This is a genomic window from Kineococcus vitellinus, from assembly GCF_009906315.1.
Classification (GTDB): domain Bacteria; phylum Actinomycetota; class Actinomycetes; order Actinomycetales; family Kineococcaceae; genus Kineococcus; species Kineococcus vitellinus.
Window position 1 is genome coordinate 1 of record NZ_JAAALL010000366.1, and the last position, 3843, is coordinate 3843.

A 3843-nucleotide genomic window follows, 5' to 3' on the forward strand; every position below is an offset into this window, starting at 1 on the left:
CAGCCGGCCGCCGCCGGCCAGGCCGGGCCCGCCGCGGCGGCCTGCTCGGGCGTGCCGAGCCCGCACACGGCCTGCGCACCGCCGGCCAGCTGCTGGGCCTGGGCGAGGACCTGCTCGGCGGTCAGGCCGCGGCGGGCGGCCGTCAGCAGCGGCAGCAGCCCGCGGTCGGCGTCCAGGACGCCGCCGTCGGCGGCCGGGACGCGGGCGGCCACGTCACCGCCGGCGGGGTCGGCGTCCAGCAGCAGCGCCGGGCGCGGCCACAGGGCCGTCGCCAGCAGCGCGGTGGTCGTCACGCCGGGGGAACCCTTGGCGGAGCAGAGGGAGACGATCGCCACGGCCTACTCCCGCACCAGGTCGACGGGCGGGGTGGTGGCGTCGGCCAGGCGCACCAGGGCGACCTGCCCGGCGGCGGCGGCGGCCACGACCTCCGCCGCGCCGGCCGCGGGCACCAGCAGCGAGACGCCGCCGCCGCTGCCGTCGCCGCCGGCGCCGGCGGCGACGACGCGGGCGGCCTGCAGCAGGACGGTGCCGGCGGGCTGGCCGCTGACGGTGCTCGAGCCGTCGCCGGCGACGAGGTAGGCGCGCACGACGTCCCCGGCGCCGAGGGCGTCGCTGGGGCGCTGCTCGGGGCCGAGCACGACCCCGACGACCGCGGCGTCGGCGGGCACGGTGTCCCCGGCCAGGAACATCGTCCGGTTGACGAGGGTGTCGGCGGGGATGCGGGCGGTCGCGTAGGTGCCCACGAAGTTCTGCAGCGCCGAGGCCGGCACCACGGCCGCGCCGTCGGCGGCGACCCGGGCGACGCCGAGGTCGTCGGCGCCGACCTGCTCGCCGGGGGCGATCTCGTGGCGGGCGACGAGGACGTCGACGCGGTCGCCGCTGCGGTGCACCACGAGCGCGCTGCCGAGCGCACCGGCCACGACGAGGACGAGGCCGAGGGCGACGAGGGCGGGCCGCCGCTCGCGCACCGGCCCGGGCAGGCGGGCCGGCGCGGAGCGGGGGTCCTGCGCCGGCCGGGACGGCTCGCGCAGCGTCGAGCGGGGTGCTGCGGTGGGTGGCATGCGCACGACCGTGGCACGCCGCCGCGGCACGGGCGTGACGGTGGGCCAGGGCGTACCCCGTTCGGGGCCACCGGATCACCCGCTTCGCCCACCTGCCGGCGACGCTGCGTCGCCGCAGCGGGGAGGGACCCGCGCGGGTCCCTCCCCGGGGTCAGCGCTCGGCGAGGTCCGCCGCGCGGCCGCGCCCCTGCCCGGGCACGGGCGTGCCGTCCTCCAGGGCCGTCAGGTCGAGCTCGCGGCGCAGCGCGGCGGAGACCAGCCGCGCCACCCGGTCCACGCGCGGGTCGCGCAGGATCGACATGTGCTCGCCCGGGACCTCGACGACGACGGCGTCGGCCCCCAGGTGGGCGGCCCACTGCCGGCGCGCGCCCGCGTCGACGTCGTCGGCGGCCACGACGACGAGGGTGCGGCCGCGGTAGACGCCGGTGGTGTAGCGCCGTTGCAGGAAGTTGCCCTGGCGGAAGAAGCGGATGTAGTGCCCCAGCCCGGAGTGCGCCTTGATGCCGGTCAGCGCCAGCGAGGCGCCCTCCTTGACCTTGGCGAGCAGACCGGCGTGCTCGGGCGCCGGCATGAGCGAGGGGTCCGGCGGGAAGGAGTCCAGGACCGCCAGGAGCTCCACCTCCTGGCCCGAGCGCTGCAGCTGGTGGGCCATCTCCAGGGCGACGAGGCCGCCCAGGGAGTGCCCGGCGAGGCGGTAGGGGCCCTGCGGCTGCTGCTCGCGCACCGTCGCCACGTGCCGGCGGGCGATCCGCTCGACGGACCAGTCCGGCAGCGCGCGGTTCTCCAGGCCGTTGGCCTGCAGGCCCAGGACCGGCACCCCCGGGTCGACGCGCTGGGCCAGGGTGCGCAGCGCGAGCGCGGCGCTGCCGGCCCCGGCCACGACGAACAGCGGGCGCTCGGAGCCCTCCGCGCGCAGCGGCACCAGGGTGGGGCGGGAGCTGCGCACGGTGGAGCGGGCGGCCGCCGCGAAGGCGGCGACCGTCGGCGCCGCCGCCAGGGTCGCGGTGCCGATGGGGGCCAGCGCGGCGTCGCCGAGCGCCTCCATCCGGCTCACGAGCGCCTCGGCGGCCAGCGAGTCGCCGCCGAGCTCGAAGAAGTCGTCGTGCACGGAGAGGTCCTCCAGCTCCAGCACGGCGCAGAACTGCTCGTGGACGATCTCCTCCCAGCTCGAGCGCGGCACCTCGTAGGGCGCGCTGCTGCGCGGGGGCTCGGGCAGCCGCGAGCGGTCCAGCTTGCCGCGCTCGGTGCGCGGCAGCGCGTCCAGGAACACCACGTGCTCGGGGACCATGTGCGAGGGCAGGTTCTCGCGCACGACGGCCCGCACGGCGGCGGCCTGCGGGCGCGGGCCCTCGGGGACCACGTAGGCGACCAGGGACATCCGGCCCGTGCGCGGGGAGGGGCGCCCCACGACGAGCGCCTCGCGCACGTCGGGCTGGGCGAACAGCAGCGCGTCGACCTCGCCGGGCTCGACGAGCAGCCCGCGGATCTTCACGCTGTGGTCGCTGCGCCCCAGCAGGCGCAGGCAGCCGTCGGCCCCCAGCGCGCCGACGTCGCTGGTGCGGAAGGTGCGCGAGCCGTCGGGGTTGTCGGTGAACACCTCGGCGGTGCGCTCGGGGGCGCCGAAGTAGCGCCCGCCCAGCCAGCGGGAGGTGAGCACGACCCGGCCGGTGCCCTCGTCGGCGAGGGTGCCGTCGGCCAGCTCCACCTGCAGCCTGGCGCCGGGCACGGCCCAGCCGACGGGCGTGGCGCCCTCGGGGGCCTCGTCGTCGCCGCTGATGGCGTACTCGGCCATCAGCCACGTCTCGGTCGAGCCGTAGCGGTTGCGCACGACGCACTCGGGGCCGACGGCGCGGCGGACCGCGGCCAGCTCGGCGCCGTGGACGGTCTCGCCCGCCATCGTCACGGTCTTCAGGCCCTCCAGGCGCCCCCGCGGGCCCAGGGCGGCGACGACGCCGCGCAGGATGGCCGGCGAGGCCAGCAGGACGTCCGCGCCCACCTCGCGCACGAAGCCCGGCAGCTGCGCCACCGAGCGCCGGCGCGGGTCGAACAGCTCCAGGCGCGCCCCGGCGAGCAGCCCGCCGAGCGTCGGCGTGACGCCGGCGCTGAAGGCCATGGGCAGCAGGTGCACCACGACGCTGCCGGCGGGGTAGGCGCCGGTGCCCTCGGAGTTGACCCACGTGTCGTGCAGGATCGAGCGGTGGTCGCAGGCGACGCCCTTGGGCGCGCCCGTGGAGCCGGAGGTGTAGACGACCACCGCGGTGTCGTCGGGGTCGGCGGGCGAGCCGAGCAGGCTCGCCGCCGCCTGCAGGTGGTCGGGCCAGCGGCCCGGGTCCGCGTCGGGGTCGACGACGGTGGCGGCGACCTCGGCGGCGGTGCCGGCGCGCGCGGTGTCGGAGACGACGAGGTCCGCGCCGGCCGCCTCGACGTAGTGGCGCAGGCGCGCGGGCGGTGTCGTCGGGTCGAGGATGACGACCGGGTGCCCGGAGGCGATGACGCCGACGATCGCGGCCACCGCGCCGACGTCGTGGCCGCGCAGGACCGCGACCGGCCGGCCCGGGGCCTGCCCGGCGTCCAGGACCGCCGCGCGCACGAGCGCGGCCCGGCGCAGCAGGTCGGCACCGGTCAGGCGGTCGGTGCCGTCGGCGACCAGCACCCGCTGCGCGAGCGCCAGCGCAACCTCGACGATGCGCGGGACCAGCTGCCCCTGCGCGTGCTCCTCGGAGAACCTCGTGAACCCCTCGTCCACGGCGTCGACCCCCAGCGTCCGAGCGGCGGTCATCAC

At 78.5% G+C, this 3843-nt stretch carries 2 protein-coding genes and 1 pseudogene; all 3 read right to left on the bottom strand.

The window, feature by feature from the left end; translation table 11 throughout:
* Window positions 1–335, bottom strand: a pseudogene (locus GTQ99_RS20880) (hypothetical protein); the annotation flags it as partial.
* A gap of 3 nt (window positions 336–338) precedes the next feature.
* Complete coding sequence (locus tag GTQ99_RS20885; RefSeq protein WP_166617621.1) at window positions 339–1061, bottom strand: SAF domain-containing protein; 723 nt, start codon at window positions 1059–1061, stop codon at window positions 339–341.
* Between the two features lie 151 nt (window positions 1062–1212).
* Window positions 1213–3843, bottom strand: a 2631-nt coding sequence (locus tag GTQ99_RS20890) for an AMP-binding protein (protein WP_166617622.1), incomplete at its 5' end; no start/stop codon positions are given.